The organism is Sediminicoccus sp. KRV36, assembly GCF_023243115.1.
GTDB lineage: Bacteria > Pseudomonadota > Alphaproteobacteria > Acetobacterales > Acetobacteraceae > Roseococcus.
In genome coordinates this window covers 2,341,947-2,358,527 of the sequence record NZ_CP085081.1, presented here as the reverse complement: position 1 = coordinate 2,358,527, position 16,581 = coordinate 2,341,947, and the positions used below count along the sequence as shown (strand labels likewise).

The window sequence follows — 16,581 nt, the reverse complement described above, 5'->3', positions numbered from 1 at the left end:
AGGCCGGGATGACGCAAAGGCCGGCCATCACGCCCGGCCCGATCGCGCCGGTGCGAAGCCCGGGGCCGTAAAGCGCCCGCCACTCATGCGATCCGCGGGTCCAGCCAGCGCTGTGCCAGATCGGCCGCCAGGGTCGCCAGCATCGTCACCACCGCCACCACGAGCAGCGCCAGCAAGGCCAGGTTGAAGTCATTGCCCATCACCGCGTCATAGATCAGCTTGCCCATGCCCGGCCGCGCAAAGATCGTCTCGGTGATCAGCGCGCCCGAGACCAGCGCGCCGGCATCCAGCGCCGCGATGGTCAGCAGGGGCACGCCGGCATTGGGCAGCGCGTGGCGCAGGATGATGTGGCGCTCGCTCGCCCCTTGCGCCCGGGCCGTACGGATATGCGGCTCGGTCATGGCGGTGGTGAGGGCCGCCGCCGCATGGCGCGCATAGGCGGCGAGGTTGGCGAAGCACAGCGTCGCGACCGGCAGGATGAGGAAGCGCCAGCCGCCCTCACCCCCTGCGGGAAGCCAGCCCAGCTGCACGGCGAACAGGATGATCAGCAGGATGCCGAGCCAGAAGGACGGCACCGCCTGCGCCACCAGCGCAAGCCCCTGCACGAAGGGCGCGGCCGCGGGCCGCAGCGCCGCCAGGGCGCCCAGCGAAACGCCGATGCCGACCGCCAGCGTCAGCGCCAGCCCCAGCAAGGCCAGCGAGCTCTGCAGCGCCGGGCCGAGCAATGCGGCGACTGGCTGCGCAAAGAGTCGCGAATGGCCAAAGCGCCCCTCCAGCACCGCGCCGGCCCAGGCGAGGTAGCGGGCCATCAGCGGCTGGTCCAACCCGTGCAGCGCGCGCAGCCGCGCCGCATCCTCGGCCGTCAGGCGCGGATCGCTGGCGATGGCGAGGTCAATCGGATCGCCCGGCATGAGGGCGATGAGCATGAAGGCGCAAAAGGAGAGGATCGCCGCCGTCACCACGATCTGCGCGAGGCGGGAGAGGATCAGGCGTGTCATGCGGTGTGGCAGACCGCTTCCACCCGGTTGCCATCCGGATCGAGCAGGAAAGCCGCGTAGTAAGCCGCATGGTAGTGCGGCCGAAGCCCCGGCGCGCCGTCATCCGAACCACCCGCCGCCAGCCCCGCCGCATGAAAGCCGCGCACGGCCGCGCGATCCGGCGCGCCAAAGCACCAGTGCCGCCGATCCGCGATGACGCCAGGGCATTCGGCGATGGTCAGGTAGCCGGCACCGCTGTCACGCGCGCCAAAGCCGAGCGCATGCGCCTCACGCCAGACACAGGGCACGCCAAGGGCAGCCATCACCGCATCGTAGAACGGCGCGCTGCGGGCCAGGTCATTCACCGTGATGGAGACATGGTCCAGCATCAGCGCTGCCGCCACTCCTCGACCCAGAGGCTGGAGGGGTTCAGATGCCCCGTTGGCCGCACGCCATCCAGCCAGGCGGGCCAGAGATGCGCATCCTGGCGGAACCAGAGCGGCAGGCTGGGCAATTCCTCGGCGTAGATCGCCTGCAACCGGTGCCAGAGGATGCGGCGCTTCTCACGGTCCAGCTCCTGCGGCAGGGCTTCCAGCAGGGCGTCCATCTCGGCATGGCGGAAGCCCGTGTAGTTCTGGCCGGACCAGTTGCGCTCGGCATTCGGGATTTCGCTGGAATGCAGGCTGCTGCGCGGCACGCTTTCGGGGGCGGAGACCCAGGCGAACATGGCCGCCCCCTGGAAGCGCCGGCGGGAGAGCGTCTCGCCGAACAACACGCGCGGCGGCTCGTTGCGGATGCGCGCCTCGGCGCCGATCTGCCGCCATTGCGCCTGGATCACCTGCTGCACCGCCTCGCGCGAGCGGTTGCCGGCGGTGGTCAGCAACTCGAAGGAAAGCCGCTGCCCCTCGGCATTCCGGCGAATGCCGTCCGCAGTCCCCGCGAGGCGCCAGCCCGCCTCCTCCAGCAGGGCAGCGGCCTGGCGCGGATCATGCGGCCAGGCGCGGACATTGGGGTCATGCGGCCAATCCAGCGTGTTGACGGTGGTGTTGGCGACGGTCTGCCGCCCTTCGAACAGCCGCGCCACGATCTGCGCGCGGTCCAGCGCCAGCAGCAGCGCCTGGCGCACGCGGCGGTCCCGCAGGGCGGGCATGTCGAGGTTGAGGTCCAGATGCTCATAGATCAGCCCCGGGCGGTATTCGGCGCGGAAGCGGCTGCCGGTGCGGCGGATCAGGGCGCTGGCCTGCTCCACCGGCAGGCCGAGTTCGCCCGCGATCATGTCCACCTGGCCCGCCAGCAGCTGCGCCTCCAGCGCCGGCGTGCTCTCCACCGTGCGGATCACGATGCGCCGGAAGGCCGGCGCGGGGCCGGACCAATGCGCATTGCGCTCCAGCGTGATGGAAGCACCCGCCTGCACCTGGACGATGCGGTAAGGGCCATTCCACAGGCCGGGATTCGTCGGCTCCGTGTCGTAGAGCGTGCGGGTGCGGTAGCTGCGTGGCTCGCTCTCCCAGCGGGTGCGCTCCAGATGCGCGGGCAGTGGGGCGAAATCCCCCAGGCTCGCGAATTCAAAGGTCACGCGGTCGAAGCGCAGCGTGAAGCTGCGCGCATCCTCGGCGATGAATTCATAGGCCGAGCGGAAGAATTCGGCCGGGCCGATGCCCGTGCTGCCATCCCGCCCGGCATCATAGGTGAGGCGCAGATCCTCCGTCGTGATCGGCGTGCCATCGCCCCAGCGCAGCCCCTCGCGCAGGCGCCAGGTGACGCGCAGGCCGGGCTTGCCATCGGGCGTGGTCTCGCGCACGGCCAGGCCGTTTTCCAGCGTGGGCAGGGTTTCGCAAAGCAGGCAGATGAGCTGCCAGGTCGCGTCATAGGCGGTGACGGGGCGGCGGGTGAAGCCCAGCGTATAGGACTTCGCCACCATGTTCTCGATGTTGGGGTGCAGCGTGGAGGGGTATTGCGTGATGCCGATGTTCAGCGTCTCGCGCGGGGCCTGCGCGAGGGCGGGGCTGACCAGCAGCAGAAGAAGGATCAGGAAACGGGTGGCCATGAACGGGCTCCATGCCAGATGCGAAGGATGACCACTCCCGCCATGTCGCTGCGGTAGATCAGCCGGTAGGGCGTGCCCTTGGCCTGCAAAATGCGCTCGGCTTGGCCTGGCTGAGCGATGCCAGCCTCGGGGAAACGAGCGAAGAGAGCAAATGCCTCTGCGATACGGTGACGCATCGCAATGGCGGCTGCGGGGTTCTCGCGCGCGATAAAGCCGACCGCCTCGGCCAGATCAGTCTCGGCCCTCCGCGAGAGATTGACGGGCTTCAAGATTGCCGGGTTTGGGCCTGTGCGATGATGGCGTCCAGGCTCTCCATCACGTCCTCCCAGGGAACGACGCGACCCGCGGCCACATCCGCTTCCCCTTCGGCGACAAAGGCGCGAAAAGCTGCGGCTTGCTCGCCAAAGAGCAGGAGCGCGGTTTCAACCAGGGCGGATTCATCCATGCCGCCTGCTGCCGCATCGGCACGCAGCTTGGCCGCGATGTCATCGGCGATTTCGATGGTGATCTGGACCATGCTGCTCTCCTTCAGGCGAATACTCTGCCCAAACCCGCGCCGGAAGTCGCGCGGATTCGCCCCCTCACCCCGCCTTGCCCTTATGCGCCAGCGCCTCCTCCAGGCTGCCCACGCCGCCATGCGCGCGGCTCCAGGCCACCGGATCCTCCAGGAATTTGCGCACGCCCGTCAGCGAGGCTTCCGGGAAATAGGCCCGCTCCCGGCAGACTTCCAGCACATCCCACCAAGTGGCCAGGTGATGCAGGGACAGCCCCATGCCCTTCATCTGCTCGAAGCTGCCGGGGAAGACGCCGTAGTAGAACACCACGAAGGTATGCGCGCATTTGGCGCCGGCCTCGCGCAGCGCCTCGGCGAAGCGGATCTTCGAGGCGCCGTCGGTGGTCAGATCCTCGACCAGCAGCGTCTCGCGCGCCACCGGCACATCGCCCTCGATCAGCGCGTTGCGGCCGAAGCCCTTGGGCTTCTTGCGCACATAGGCCATGGGCAGGTTCATGCGGTCGGCGATCCAGGCGGCGAAGGGGATGCCCGCCGTCTCGCCACCCGCGATGCTCTCGATCGTCTCGAAGCCGATGGCGCGGTTGATCTTCTCGACGCCCAGGTCGCAGATGCGGGTGCGCGCGCGGGGGTAGGAGATGATCTTGCGGCAGTCGATATAGACGGGGCTCTTCCAGCCCGAGGTCAGTGTATAGGGTTCCTCGGGGCGGAAATTCACCGCCTTGATCTCCAGCAGGATGCGCGCCGTGGTCAAGGCCGCGTCCCTGTCCCAATCCGAGGCGTGATGACCACTCATTCCATGACTCCCATCCTGATGGCGTCTCGTAACGCCGCGCGCCCGCCGCGTCCATGATCCGGGTGCTGGCATGATCTGGGTGTTGCCATGATCTGGGTGTTGGAGGATCCCCGCGCGGGGACGGCCGCGCAGGCGCTGGGCATGGCCGAACGCCTGGGCCAGCCCTTCCGGCGGGTGCCGCTGCGCTTCGGCCGCCTGGCGGGGCTGCCCTGGCCCTGGCCGACGCTGGCCGGCCTTGCGGATCGCACGGCCTTCACCCCGCCCTGGCCCAGCCTCGTCTTCTCTGCCGGCCGCCGCTCGGCCCCCGTGTCGCGCTGGCTGCGGGCGCGCGGCGCGCGGACGGTGCACGCCATGCGGCCGGGCCTCGGTGCCGCCGATTTCGACCTGCTGGTGATCGGCGCGCATGACCACCCGGCGCCGGCGCCGAATGTGATGCTCATCCAGGGGGCCGCCCATCGGCTGACACCGGAGGCCCTGGCCGCTGCCCGGGCCAGCTTCCCGGATTTCGCCACCCTGCCGCACCCCATCGTCACGCTGCTGCTGGGCGGCCCGGTGCGGGCCGAGGGGATGGACCCCGCTTGCGCCGCCCGCATCGCCAGCACGGCCGCGCAGCTGGGCGGCAGCCTGCTCGTCACCACCTCGCGCCGGACCGGGGCGGCCGCCACGCAAGCCGTCGCCGATACGCTGCAAAACATTCCGCATCTGCTGTATCCATGGGGGGCGTCGGGGGCGAACCCCTACGCCGCCATGCTGGCCATGGCCGATATCCTCGTCGTGACAGGTGATTCCATTTCCATGCTGTCCGAAGCGCTGATGACCACCAGCCCCCTGCTCATCGCCGATCCGGGCGGGCTTGGGGCCCGCCACCAGGCCGTGGCGCAAAGCCTGATCGCCGCCGGCCTCGCGGCGCGCCTGGGGGACCCGCTGCCGCCGCCGCGTCTGCCGCGGGATGAAACCGCACGCATCGCCGCCGAAATCCGCGCCCGGGGCTGGGCATGACGCTTGCCCCCTCGTTCACCCCTTGGCGGGACCGCGCCGGCCGGGTCTCGGCACTGCGCATCGTGACCCTCGCGGTGATGATCCTGCCGGCTTTGCGCCTGTTCCAACTCTGGGCCATGAGTGAGCTGGGGCCGGAGCCGCTGGAAGCCGCCACGCATGAAACCGGCCACTGGGCCATCCGGCTGCTGATCGCCAGCCTCGCCGTGACACCGCTCGGCCGCATCCTGGGCTGGCCGCGGCTCTTCCAGCTGCGGCGGATGATCGGCCTGGGCGCACTCGCCTGGGTGCTGCTGCATTTCACGCTCTATATCGGCGATCAGAATTGGCGGCTGTGGCGCGTGGCGATCGAGATCGTCAGCCGGGTCTATCTCATCATCGGCTTCACGGCGCTGCTGGGGCTTCTCGTGCTCGGCTGGACCTCGACCGATGGCTGGATGAAGCGCCTCGGCCAGGGCTGGAAAAAACTGCACCGGATCGTCTTTCCCGTGGCCTTGCTGGGGCTGCTGCACGCCTTCATCCAGTCCAAGACGGATGTGTCGAACGCGGTGCTGCTGGCCGGGCTGCTGGCCTGGCTGCTGGCCTGGCGCGCCCTGCCCGGCCGCTGGCAGACCAGCCTGCCGGCGCTGGCCTTGTTGAGCATCGCCGCCCTGTTCAGCGCGGTGCTGATCGAATTCCTGTGGTATGCGCTGGCCACCAACCTGCCCGCCGCACGCATCAGCGCCGCCAATCTGGATGTCAGCTTCGGGCCCCGCCCGGCCGTGCTCTCGGGGATCATCGCCGCCGGTTTCGTGCTGCTGGCCGCCCTGCGCCGTCTTGCCGGACGGCAACGCGCGGCGTAGTCCCAAGGCATCGAGGGAGAACGCCACATGGCACGCAAGCATCGCATCGCCGTCATTCCGGGCGACGGCATCGGCAAGGAAACCACGCCCGAGGGGCTGCGCGTGCTGGATGCCGCCGCCACCCGCTTCGGCTTCGAACTCAGCCTGACCCATTATGACTGGTCCTGCGAAACCTATGTGAAGACCGGCCGCATGATGCCGGAAGATGGGCTGGACCAGCTGAAGGACAGTGACAGCGTCTTCCTCGGCGCCGTCGGCTGGCCTGGCGTGCCGGATCATGTCTCGCTCTGGGGCCTGCTGATTCCGATCCGCCGTGGTTTTGACCAATATGTCTCGCTGCGGCCCTGCAAGCTGCTGCCCGGAGTCGCCACCCCCCTCGCCAACCGTACCCCGGCCGAGATTGATTTCTACGTGGTGCGTGAGAATACCGAGGGCGAATACAGCAGCGTCGGCGGCCGCATGTTCCCCGGCACGGAGCGCGAATTCGTCAGCCAGCAGAGCATCCTCACGCGCACCGGCACGGACCGCATCATCAAGTATGCGTTCGAGCTGGCGATGAAGCGGCCCCGCAAGAAGGTGACCAGCGCCACCAAGTCCAACGGCATCACCTTCACCATGCCCTATTGGGATGAGCGCTTCGAAGCCATGGGCAAGAACTACCCCGAGGTGACGACGGACCAGTTCCATATCGACATCCTCTGCGCCCATTTCGTGCAGCATCCGGACTGGTTCGATGTGGTGGTCGGCTCCAACCTGTTCGGCGATATCCTGAGCGATCTCGGGCCCGCCGTCGCCGGCTCCATCGGTGTCGCCGCCAGCGCCAATATCAACCCGGAGAAGCTGTTTCCCTCGATGTTCGAGCCGGTGCACGGCTCCGCCCCGGATATCGCCGGGCGCTTCGTCGCCAACCCCATCGGCCAGATCTGGTCGGGGGCGATGATGCTCGATCATCTGGGCGAGCATGAGGCCGCAAAGGCCATCACCACCGCCATCGAGAAGCTGCTGGCCGAGGGCGGGCCGCGCACGCGGGACCTGGGTGGCCAGGCCGGCACGCTGGATGTCGGCCGGGCGATCGCGGAGGCGGTGGCGAAGGCCTGAGCGCTCAGACGCGCAGCCACGTCTCCGAAAAGGCCAGCATCGCGGTCGAGATGCGCTGGCCCACGATCTCGCGCGGGATGGGCGCCCCCGCGCGGGCCACGCCATTGACCGTGACATGCGCCGTCTCGCAACCGACGAAAAGGCTTGGCATGTGGTGCGTGCCGGTCGCGGATTGCGCGGGCGCCAGGGCAAAGCAGAAGGGCTTGCCCAGCCCCTTCCATTCCAGCGCGACGGTCATGCCGCCGCCCGTCACCGTCTCGCTGTAATGGGTGATGGCGTCGCCGCCCGCGGCCACGCTGTCGAGCGCGCGGTATTCGAGGTTCCGCAGGCCAGGCAGGCCGCGCCAGGCGCCGAAATGCGCGACGTAGTCACTCACCAGCCAGCGCGCCAGCGGCTCATTGTCCGTCAGGCAGATATTGCCGGCACCTTCGGATTGCGGCGCCTGCAGCAGCACCAGCGCATGGCCGCGCCCATGCGGCGAGAGCACCACGCGAAAGAAGGAGGCCAGCGTCGTGAAGGGGCCGGCCGGGTCTTCCTTCAGCGAGATGCCGGGGTTCTCGCCGGACCATTCGACCTGCCCGGGAAAGAGGATTGTCTCGGCCATCATCACGCGTCCTGCCCTGTGGAGAACCCAGCTTGCGCCAGGCCCGGGCAGCGATCAATCACGCTTCGCATTGTGTCCGCGGGGGCGCCGTGCGCTACTTGCCCTCAGAGATGCGCGCCACGCCGAAACGCCGCGCAGCCGGGGGGTATCGCCATGCCATTTTCCTTCAAGGACTGCATCACGGCGAAGTACAGCCAGAACGATGACGCCCTCCTCAAGTCCAGGCAGACCGGTGCCGCCAAGGATGGCTGCTGCATCGGGCTGTCCATGCTCTGGGCCGGGCGCCATCTGGCGCAGAAGAATGAGAAGCCGGAGGATCGCCTGAAATTCATCACCACCGACAGGGACAGGGTCGTTGCCGCACAACTCGCCTATGAAGCGGCACCCGGCGCCGCGGGCACGGCCAAGGAAGGGCCGCTCTGGGCGAGTTATGGCTTCACGGTCAGCGACTACAAGTCCGACCATGTCGCCAGCCCCGCCGAAGGGGGTGCCAAGCAGATGGCCACGGCGATCACCGACATGCTGGTGGATGCGGGCGGCAAGCACCGCTACGCCTCGCTGACCTGGCGCTCGCCGCGAGGCGGCCACCAGATGGTCTCCTACCATTCCGGCGGAAACATGCTGGGCATGAACAGCCACCTGCATTTCTTCGATCCCAATGCCGGCGAGTTCAAGATCGGCAATGGCGATATGGCCGAGTTCTTCCAGCAATACTGGTGGAGCGCACGTGCGGATGCGAAGCTCTCGCAGATCATGCAGGTGACCTGGGCGCTGCTGACGCCGCGATAGAGCGCCACCTCGCGGCACGCACTTGCCCCCCGGTTTCGCAAAGCCGCCGGGCGGTGGCAGCATGGTCGCCATTCCCGCACCGAAAGAATCGCATGACCCATATCCTGCTCTGGACCGACACGCCGGGCCCCTATGTCGAAGCCATCACCGCCGCCGGCCTGGCACCACGGGTGACCATCGAGACGCTCGCCCGCAAGGAGATGCCGAGTGCTGCACAGATGGCCGAGACGGAGGTGATCCTCGGCTGGGGTGCCCAGCCCGGCCTGCTGCCGCGCATGCCCCGGCTGCGCTGGGTGCAGGCGCTGACCGCCGGCGTGGAAGGCTGGCTCGCCCTGCCCGACCTGCCGGAGGCGCTGATTTTGACCTGCGCGCGCGGCACGCATGGCGATTCCATGCCGGAAAACATCCTGGGTGGCCTGTTCCACATCACCAAGGGCTACGCCGCCATCGCCGAGGCGCAGAAGCAGGGCCAGTGGAAGCGGCGCGTCGCCACGCCGCTGAACGGCAAGGTGCTGGGCATCCTGGGCCTCGGCGCCATCGGGGCCGAGGTTGCGCGCCTGGCCTCGGCGCTGCGCATGGAGGTGATCGGCACGCGCCGCAACCCGGCCCCCATGCCGCATGTGACCGAGATCCTGCCGCCCGAACGCACCGATGACGTGCTGGCCCGCGCCGATTTCGTGCTGCTGCTGCTGCCAGCGACGCCGGGGACGGACAACTTCATGAACGCCGCGCGCCTCGCCTGCATGAAGCCCAGCGCCTGGCTGCTGAACTTCGGCCGTGGCAGCGCCATCGTGGATGCCGACCTGATCGCCGCCGTCACCGAAAAGCGCATCGCCGGCGCCATCCTCGACGTCTTCCGCGAGGAGCCCTTGCCCGCAAGTGATCCGTTCTGGACCACGCCCGGCATCATGGTCCTGCCGCATATCGGCGGGATGCACCCCGAGCGGGACCGTGTCGTGGCGCGCCTCTTCACCGAGAATCTCCGCCGCCTGCTGGAGGGCGAGGCCCTGCGCGAGGTGGTGGATCGGCAGATCGGCTACTGATCTTGTGCCCTGGCGCGCATCTCGGGCAGGCTCCTGGCCGGAGCCGGGCATAACCGGCCAGGAGGAAAACCGGATGCAGCGCCGCGGATTCACGCTCGGCCTCTTGGCCGCCCCATCATTGGCCGCCCCGTCATTGGCGCTGGCGCAGGAGGGCTGGCCCAGCCGGCCGCTGCGCCTGGTCGTTGGCTGGCCGCCGGGGGGTTCGGTGGATATCGTGGCACGGCTGCTGCAGCCCCGGCTTCAGGCGCTGCTGGGCCAGCCAGTGGTGGTGGAGAACCGGCCGGGCGCCACCGGCACGGTGGGTGCCGCCGAAGCCGCCCGTGCCGCGCCGGATGGCCTCACCTGGCTGATCGCGCAGGACAGCCAGGTCATCACGCCCGCGATCATGAACCTGCCCTATGACGCGCGGCGGGATTTCGCGCCGGTGATGCTGATCGGGCGCGGGCCGCTGCTGGTCACCTCGCACCCCTCCAACCCCTGGGGCAGCTTCCAGGAGCTGATGGCGGCCGCACGCGCGCGGCCGCCGGGCAGCATCACCTATGCCACGGCGGGCGTGGGGACGATGATGCATGTGGCGATGGTGCAACTCTGCAACCTCGCCGGTGTGGAACTGACGCATGTGCCCTATCGCGGCGGCGCGCCCGCCCTGGCCGATGCTTTGGCCGGCCAGGTGCCGCTCTTTGTCACCAATGCGCCGGTGGGTGGGCCGCATGTGCGCAACGGCGCGCTCAAGGGCCTGGGGGTGACCACCGCCACCGCCTGGCGCGATCTGCCCGGCGTGCCGAGCTTCCAGGAACAGGGCATCGCGGGCTTCGAGGCACCGACCTGGTGGGGCGTCTTCGCCCCCGCCGCCGTGCCCGCCGCGATCCGCGAGCGCATGTCGGCCACCCTCGCGCGCATCCTGGCCGAGCCGGACACCCGCACCCGCGTCGAGGGCCAGGGGATGGATGTGCTGGCCGTCTCCGGCGAGGGTTTCGCAAGCTTCGTCGAGACCGAAGCCGAGCGCTGGGCCCGGGTGGTGCGCGCCAACAATATCCGCCTCGAAGGGTGACGCCGGCCGAGGCGCGCCGGCTTTTCCCGCTGCTGCTGGGCACGCTCGTGGTGCCCTTCGACACCGCGCTGAACGTCGCTTTCCCGCAGATCATCCAGGCCTTCGATCTGCCCCTGCCGGCGATCCAGTGGCTCATCATCGCCTATGTGCTGACCTATGGCAGCCTGATGCTGGCGGTGGGGCGCATCGGCGATATCTGGGGTCATGCGCGGGTGTTCCGCTTCGGCCTGTGCTGGAGTGCCATGACGATGCTGCTCTGCGCGCTGGCGCCCAGCTATGGCGCCCTGCTCTTCTGCCGCGTGCTGCAAGGCGTGGGGGCCGCCTTCGTCATCGGCTGCGGCGCCGCACTCGCCACCAGCCTCTACCCCGAGGCGATGCGCGCCAGGGCGCTGGCTGCCTATGCCGCGGGCTTTGCCGCATGCTCCGCCCTCGGGCCGCTGCTGGGCGGGTTGCTGGTGGCGTGGGGCGGCTGGCAGGCGGTGTTCTGGATTCGCGTGCCGGTCGCCCTGCTGGCCCTGTGGCTGCTGCGCGGCGGCCTGGTGCCGCCCAGGCCGGCCGGCCCGCGTGAGAGCTTCGATGGCGCGGGCGCGCTGCTGCTGGCCCTCGGCATGGCGAGCCTGCTGCTGGCGATCAACCGCGGCGCCATCCCGCTGTTCCTGATGGCTGGCCTGGCGCTGGGCGGGTTTGCCTGGCGCAGCCTCGGGGTTGCGCGGCCCATCCTGGATCTGCGCCTGTTTCGCCGGCCCGGCTTCGCACGGCTGAACCTGGCGAGCCTTCTGGTCAATCTGGCGGGGTTTGGCGTCATGCTCCTGGTGCCCTTCTACCTGGCCAGCGTGGCGGCGCTGCCGCCGGCCTGGGTGGGCGGGGTGCTGGCCGCCGGGCATCTGGGGTCCATGCTGGGCTCGGCGCTGGGCGGGCGGCTGGGTGGCGGGCCGCGCTGTGCGCTGGCCGGGGCCGGGCTGGGCGGGGCCGGCCTCTTGATGATCGCATTCTGGGGGCCGGGCACCTCGGCCTGGCTGCTGCTGGCGGCGCTGCTGCTGCAGGGCTTCGGCATCGGCCTCTTTACCCTCGCCTATACCGACATGATCACCGCCAGCATGCGGCGTGAGGATCGCGGGGTGGCGGGCAGCCTGACCTTGCTGACGCGCACCCTGGGCATCGTGCTGGCGGCCTCGCTGCTGACCCTGGTGTTCGGCGCTGGCGAGGCTGGCGCGCTGGCCGCGGGCGCAGCACCCATGGCGGGCTTCCTGGCGGGCTTCGGGCAAGCCTTCTGGGTGGCTGGCGCGCTGCCCTTCCTGGCCCTGGCATTGCTGTTGCGCCGCTGGGGATAGGCGCCGCGCGTGGCATCCACGAGGCCCGGCCGCCCTCTCGGCCGGCAAGGCTGCTGGCTTGCGCACCCTTCACTTGAACGCCTGTTCAGATGTCGCTATGGTTTCTTCTGTTGCGATTGACTCGCAACTGGAGAGAATCATGGGTCGCGATTTCAGCCACATCGCCCGCCGTTGCGAGCGCGCCGTCGTCACCGCCTATCGCGAGCTGCGCGATGTCGGCACGACGGATATGGCCGCTTTCCAGGCCTGCACCACGCTCTACCGGGTGCATCACCCCGAAGCCTCGATCACCGAAGCGCGGCGCCTGGTCGCAGAATGGGTGGATCACCACGTCGCCCGCCAGAGCATGGCCCCGGCCCCTGGCTGCGAGTGCGGCTGACAGCGTTTTAACTCGGGGATCCGACCCGGGCCGATTCGCGCGGCGGGGGCACTGATCCGGCACCCTGCCGGCGGCGTTCAGCCGCGCGTGAAGCGCCGGTTGCGCGCGGCCCCCGCGATGGGGATTTCGGCAAAGCCACACGCGCCCAGGATTTCCGGAATGCCATTGCCGCCCGCCGCCGCATTGGCGCCGTCAATCTCCACCAGCACCTCCCGGACGTGGCGGCCCAGCGTCGTCATCGCGCCGCGCAGGATCGCGGGTTCGATCCCGTCCACATCCAGCTTGATGGCGTCCGGCGGCGTGGGCGCGAAATGCGCCATGAAATCATCCAGCGCGAAGCCTGGCACGGCCTGGCGAAACCCGCCTTCCCGCGCCTCGATGCTGTGCATCGAATGCCCGGCCGCCGTGCTGGCCATGTTCAGCGTGACCAGTGCCGTCCGCTCCGCGAAGGCCAGGCAATAGGCGGCGATGCGATCATCGAAGCCATTGATCTCGATATTGCGGACCATGGCGGCGAAGCTGGAGGCCGAAGGCTCAAAGGCCAGGACCGGCAGCCCGCGCCGCGCGGCCAGCAGGCTGTAGAGCCCGATATTGGCGCCGATATCCCAGAGCACGCTGCCCGCCGGCAGCGCCATGATCCAGGCCACCGTCTCCGGCTCATCCTGGCCGAAGCCCTGCGGATCATGCAGCGCGCGGGCCGAGGGGCATTCCACCCAGACCGGCCCGGCCGGCGTTTCCACCGTGACGCGCTGCAGCAGGGTTTCAGCGACCAGCGCACGCGTCGCCGCGGCACGGCGTGGCCGCATGGGGCGCGTGCCGGCCAGCACCAGGCCCGAGAGAAAGCGCGCGATGCTACGGCTCATCGCTGTTCAGTCACCCGCGACCATCCCTTCGCGCCGGGGGTCCGTGCCGCCGAGCAAGCGCCGCACCTCGCCCTGGCGCTGCACGCGGATCAGGTTCAGCCCGGAATTCATCTCATGCAGATCCACCGGCGCACCGCGCGCGATCAGCCCGGCCGCGAGTCCGGCGGCCGCCGTGCCCCGCTCCAGCTCGGTCGCGGCGTTGAGGGCGCCGACATGCGGCAGCGCCGACGCCGCCTGCGGGTCCATGTTCCAGTCCAGCAGGGCAGCCAGGGCCTGCGCGACATAGCCGATGATGCGCGCGCCGCCCGGTGAACCCGCCACCGCCTCCAGCTCCCCCTGCCGGAACACCAGCATGGGCGACATCGAGGAGCGCGGCCGCTTGCCCCCCTCGACGCGATTGGCCACGGGCCGGCCATCCATCTCCGGCAGGAAGGAAAAATCGCTCAGCTGGTTGTTCAGGAAAAACCCGCGCACGACGACATGGGCGCCGAAGGCGCTCTCCACCGTCGTCGTCATCGAGACGGCGCGGCCCTCGGCGTCCAGGATGGACATATGCGCCGTCCCGCCCTCGGGCTGCGGCGGCTGGCTGGCGAGGGCCGGGCCGTAGCGGCGCGGATTGCCGGGCTGCGGCGCGCCGATCGCGCGGTCCGCCGAGAGCATCTGCGCCCGCGCCGTGAGATAGGCCGCGTCCAGCAGGCCACTGACCGGCACCGGGATGAAGGCCGGGTCGGCCATGAAGCGGTTGCGATCCGCGAAGGCCAGCCGCCCGGCCTCACTGATCAGCATCGCCGCATCCAGCCCCGCCGGATCCAGCCCCGCCACATCGAAATGGCCGAGCAGGCCCATGATCTGCAGCACCACCGCGGCACCCGAGGGCGGCGGCGGCCCGCACAGCGCAAAGACGCGATAAGGCAGGCAGAGCGCCGCCCCGCGATGCGGCGCATAGCCCGCCAGGTCATCGGCGGTCATCAGCCCGGGATTGGCGTGGCCCCGCACCGCGCGGACGATCTCCTGCGCGATGGGGCCGCGATGCAGCGCATTGGCCCCCTCCTCGGCGATGGCGCGCAGGGTGGCGGCCAGCGCCGGGTTGCGCAGCCTGGCACCCTCGGCCAGGGGCGCGCCTTCGGGCGTGAAGTAGATGGCCCGGGCCCCCGGATCGCGGCGCAGCGTGCCGGCGAAACCCGCCAGCAAGCGTGCGAGGCGCGGCGAGACAGGGAAGCCTTCCTCCGCCAGCCGGATGGCGGGGGCGAATAATTCGGCCCAGGGCAGCTTGCCATGGGCGCGGTGGGCTTCCTCCAGCATCCGCATCACGCCGGGCACGCCCACCGCGCGGCCGCCGATGATGGCGTCGAAGAAATCCATGGGCCGGCCGTCGCGCAGGAACAGGTCGCCACGCGCGGCCGCGGGCGCCGTCTCCCGCCCGTCCCAGGTGGCGAGTTCGCGGGTCGCGGGGTTCCAGTGCAGCAGGAAGGCGCCGCCGCCAATGCCGGAGGATTGCGGCTCCACCAGGGTCAGCACGGCCTGCACCGCGATCGCCGCATCCACCGCCGAACCGCCGGCGCGCAGGATGGCTTGCCCCGCCTCCGAAGCTGCCGGATGCGAGGTGACGACCATGTGATTCTGCGCGATCACGGGCTGCGCCAGGGCCGGCGCGGCCATCAGCAAAACCAGGGCAAGGAGGGGCGCGCGAATCACGAGGGGCGGTTTAGCCCGGATCAGGCCCCCGCGTCACGCCGCGCGGCGCATCCCCCGCCGGCCACGATAGACCAGCGCCTCGGCCAGATGGGCGCGCTGCACGATCTTCATGCCCGCCAGGTCCGCAATGGTGCGCGCCAGGCGGATGGTGCGCACAAAGCCCCGCGCCGAAAGCCCCAGCCGCTCCGCCGCCTGTTCCAGCAATTGCCGGGCGGCCTGGTCGAGCAGTGCCCGTTCCTCCAGCATCGCGCCATCGGCCGCCGCATTGTGGCGCGGGCCATCCTCGCCATAGCGGGCGCGCTGGATGTCGCGCGCCGCATGCACGCGCGCCGCGATGGCTTGCGTGGTCTCGCCCGCCGGCGCGCGGGAGAGTTCGGCCGCGGGCACGGCCTGCACCTCGAGGGTGATGTCCATGCGGTCCAGCAGGGGGCCGCTGAGGCGTTCGGCATATTCCTCGCCGCAACGGGGGGCGCGGGCGCATTCGCGCGCCGCCTCGCCCAGATAGCCGCAGCGGCAGGGGTTCATGGCGGCAATGCATTGGAAGCGCGCGGGATACTCCACATGCGCATTGGCGCGCGCGATGACGGCGCGCCCCGTCTCCATCGGCTGGCGCAGCGCCTCCAGCGCGGGGCGCGGAAATTCCGGCCACTCATCCAAAAAGAGGACGCCGTGATGCGCCAGGCTGATCTCGCCCGGCCTGGCGCGCAAACCGCCGCCGATCAGCGCCGCCTGGCTCGCGGAATGATGCGGCTCGCGGAAGGGCGGGCGCGTCAGCAGCCTGCCCTCGCGCAGCAGCCCGGCGACCGAATGCACCATGGAGAGTTCCAGCGCCTCACCCGGCGTCAGTTCCGGCAGCAGCCCGGGCAGCCGCGCGGCCAGCATGGATTTTCCGGCACCCGGCGGGCCGATCATCAGAAGGTTGTGCCCACCGGCGGCGGCGATTTCCAGGGCACGCTTGGCTGCCTCCTGCCCCTTCACCTCGGACAGGCAAGGGCCGCGCCAATCCTCGCGCTGAAGCCGGGGCGGCTCGGGCGGGGTCATCACCTGCACGCCGCGAAAATGGTTGAGAATGCTGGGCAGGTCGGCCGGGGCCAGCACCTCGCCCCGCCCGGCCCAGGCGGCTTCCGCCCCCTGCGCCGCCGGGCAGATCAGCCCCAGGCCGCGCTGCGAGGCGCCCAATGCCGCCGGCAGCACGCCGGCCACGGGCAGGATGGAACCATCCAGCGACAATTCGCCCAATGCCGCGAAACCCGCCAGATCCTCGCGCGGGAGGATATCCATGGCGGCCAGCAAGGCGAGCGCGATGGGCAGGTCATAATGGCTGCCCTCCTTCGCGAGATCGGCGGGGGCGAGGTTCACCAGCACCCGCTTGGGTGGCAGGGCGAGGCCGAGGCCGGTCAGGGCGGCGCGCACCCGCTCCCGCGATTCGCCCACGGCCTTGTCCGCCAGGCCGACCACCAGAAAGCCCGGCAACCCAGGCGCCAGCTGGACCTGGACCTCCACGGGGATGGCGTTGATGCCGGCGAAAGCGAAGGTCACGATACGGGCAAGGCTCATGC

18 protein-coding genes are annotated in these 16,581 nt (G+C 70.0%); 8 read left to right on the top strand and 10 right to left on the bottom strand.

The annotated features are described in order from the left end of the window. Nucleotides 1–83: 83 nt before the first annotated feature. The 6 genes from LHU95_RS10935 to LHU95_RS10910 form a co-directional block, all read right to left on the bottom strand. Nucleotides 84–998, bottom strand: a complete 915-nt coding sequence (locus LHU95_RS10935; RefSeq protein WP_248711394.1) for an ABC transporter permease — start codon at nt 996–998, stop codon at nt 84–86. After that, nucleotides 995–1,366 (bottom strand): VOC family protein, encoded by a 372-nt coding sequence (locus LHU95_RS10930; protein ID WP_248711393.1) that lies wholly within the window; start codon nt 1,364–1,366, stop codon nt 995–997. The genes LHU95_RS10935 and LHU95_RS10930 overlap by 4 nt, the downstream gene beginning before the upstream one ends. Further along, nucleotides 1,366–3,024, bottom strand: coding sequence for a peptide ABC transporter substrate-binding protein (locus LHU95_RS10925; protein ID WP_248711392.1), 1,659 nt, complete (start codon nt 3,022–3,024; stop codon nt 1,366–1,368). Before LHU95_RS10925 ends, LHU95_RS10930 begins: the two co-directional genes overlap by 1 nt. Further along, entirely contained in the window at nt 3,006–3,293 is a 288-nt protein-coding gene (locus LHU95_RS10920; RefSeq protein WP_248711391.1) for a type II toxin-antitoxin system RelE/ParE family toxin, read from the bottom strand. Before LHU95_RS10920 ends, LHU95_RS10925 begins: the two co-directional genes overlap by 19 nt. Continuing rightward, on the bottom strand, nt 3,290–3,541 hold the full coding sequence (locus LHU95_RS10915; RefSeq protein WP_248711390.1) for a hypothetical protein: 252 nt from the start codon (nt 3,539–3,541) through the stop codon (nt 3,290–3,292). The genes LHU95_RS10920 and LHU95_RS10915 overlap by 4 nt, the downstream gene beginning before the upstream one ends. A 64-nt stretch (nt 3,542–3,605) precedes the next feature. Continuing rightward, on the bottom strand, nt 3,606–4,331 hold the full coding sequence (locus tag LHU95_RS10910; protein WP_248711389.1) for an orotate phosphoribosyltransferase: 726 nt from the start codon (nt 4,329–4,331) through the stop codon (nt 3,606–3,608). Between the two features lie 87 nt (nt 4,332–4,418). On the opposite strand from LHU95_RS10910, the gene LHU95_RS10905 reads away from it, so the two are divergent. From LHU95_RS10905 to LHU95_RS10895, 3 genes are read left to right on the top strand one after another with little or no spacing between them, the layout of a single operon-like run. Then, nucleotides 4,419–5,330, top strand: a complete 912-nt coding sequence (locus LHU95_RS10905; protein ID WP_248711388.1) for a mitochondrial fission ELM1 family protein — start codon at nt 4,419–4,421, stop codon at nt 5,328–5,330. Next, on the top strand, nt 5,327–6,169 hold the full coding sequence (locus LHU95_RS10900; protein WP_248711387.1) for a ferric reductase-like transmembrane domain-containing protein: 843 nt from the start codon (nt 5,327–5,329) through the stop codon (nt 6,167–6,169). The genes LHU95_RS10905 and LHU95_RS10900 overlap by 4 nt, the downstream gene beginning before the upstream one ends. Before the next feature lie 27 nt (nt 6,170–6,196). Further along, nucleotides 6,197–7,267 (top strand): tartrate dehydrogenase, encoded by a 1,071-nt coding sequence (locus LHU95_RS10895; protein ID WP_248711386.1) that lies wholly within the window; start codon nt 6,197–6,199, stop codon nt 7,265–7,267. Between the two features lie 4 nt (nt 7,268–7,271). On the opposite strand, the gene LHU95_RS10890 is transcribed toward LHU95_RS10895, so the two are convergent. Continuing rightward, nucleotides 7,272–7,871 carry a hypothetical protein gene (locus LHU95_RS10890; RefSeq protein WP_248711385.1) on the bottom strand — a complete coding sequence of 200 codons (600 nt, stop codon included), beginning with the start codon at nt 7,869–7,871 and terminating at the stop codon, nt 7,272–7,274. Nucleotides 7,872–8,024: 153 nt separating this feature from the next. Here LHU95_RS10890 and LHU95_RS10885 point away from each other — a divergent pair, with 153 nt between their 5' ends. The 5 genes from LHU95_RS10885 to LHU95_RS10865 all read left to right on the top strand — a co-directional run bounded on the left by LHU95_RS10885 (nt 8,025) and on the right by LHU95_RS10865 (nt 12,464). Further along, nucleotides 8,025–8,660, top strand: a complete 636-nt coding sequence (locus LHU95_RS10885; protein ID WP_248711384.1) for a YopT-type cysteine protease domain-containing protein — start codon at nt 8,025–8,027, stop codon at nt 8,658–8,660. A gap of 92 nt (nt 8,661–8,752) precedes the next feature. Then, nucleotides 8,753–9,703: a D-2-hydroxyacid dehydrogenase gene (locus tag LHU95_RS10880; RefSeq protein WP_248711383.1), complete on the top strand. Its 951-nt coding sequence runs from the start codon at nt 8,753–8,755 to the stop codon at nt 9,701–9,703. A gap of 73 nt (nt 9,704–9,776) precedes the next feature. Next, complete coding sequence (locus LHU95_RS10875; protein WP_248711382.1) at nt 9,777–10,754, top strand: tripartite tricarboxylate transporter substrate-binding protein; 978 nt, start codon at nt 9,777–9,779, stop codon at nt 10,752–10,754. Continuing rightward, a complete protein-coding gene (locus LHU95_RS10870) occupies nt 10,751–12,085 on the top strand; it encodes an MFS transporter (RefSeq protein ID WP_248711381.1) in 1,335 nt (444 codons plus the stop codon). The genes LHU95_RS10875 and LHU95_RS10870 overlap by 4 nt, the downstream gene beginning before the upstream one ends. A 139-nt stretch (nt 12,086–12,224) precedes the next feature. Beyond that, on the top strand, nt 12,225–12,464 hold the full coding sequence (locus LHU95_RS10865) for a hypothetical protein (RefSeq protein WP_248711380.1): 240 nt from the start codon (nt 12,225–12,227) through the stop codon (nt 12,462–12,464). Nucleotides 12,465–12,541: 77 nt separating this feature from the next. On the opposite strand, the gene LHU95_RS10860 is transcribed toward LHU95_RS10865, so the two are convergent. The 3 genes from LHU95_RS10860 to LHU95_RS10850 form a co-directional block, all read right to left on the bottom strand. Then, a complete protein-coding gene (locus LHU95_RS10860) occupies nt 12,542–13,327 on the bottom strand; it encodes an FkbM family methyltransferase (RefSeq protein WP_248711379.1) in 786 nt (261 codons plus the stop codon). Nucleotides 13,328–13,333: 6 nt separating this feature from the next. Beyond that, nucleotides 13,334–14,986, bottom strand: a complete 1,653-nt coding sequence (gene ggt / locus LHU95_RS10855; RefSeq protein ID WP_248711378.1) for a gamma-glutamyltransferase — start codon at nt 14,984–14,986, stop codon at nt 13,334–13,336. Between the two features lie 69 nt (nt 14,987–15,055). After that, entirely contained in the window at nt 15,056–16,579 is a 1,524-nt protein-coding gene (locus tag LHU95_RS10850) for a YifB family Mg chelatase-like AAA ATPase (protein WP_248711377.1), read from the bottom strand. Nucleotides 16,580–16,581: the final 2 nt, after the last annotated feature.